The organism is Rhizobium sp. SVR5-2C (assembly GCF_056755115.1).
Window position 1 is genome coordinate 1 of the sequence record NZ_JBNDHT010000443.1, and the last position, 260, is coordinate 260.

The following is a 260-nucleotide window of genomic DNA, read 5'->3' on the forward strand; positions in this document are numbered from 1 at the left end:
TGACCATCCTCATCAGCAGGCGGGTTAATAGTCCTTTCGCTGCCGAGCGATTGCTATCGACATAGTAAAAACCTGTTTTGGTCGTACTGTGAGCACTGCTCAGCACCCTCAGTTCCCAGATAACGTCACGGATAACGCCGCCATTTTCTGGCTTAAGGCATTCAGATAAATGGCGCATGAAACGAGCTCTTACGGCACGGTAATAGCGTAACTCCTCGGTCTGGTTAGTATTTTCTTTCACCCGGAGTCTCTGGTTACAC

At 49.2% G+C, this 260-nt stretch carries 1 protein-coding gene; it reads right to left on the reverse strand.

Features of this window, described 5'->3' with window-relative positions; translation table 11 throughout:
• The coding region (locus ACPYOI_RS36455) for a hypothetical protein (RefSeq protein ID WP_481424228.1) at positions 1–241 on the reverse strand (241 nt) is incomplete at its 3' end.
• Positions 242–260 lie beyond the last annotated feature (19 nt).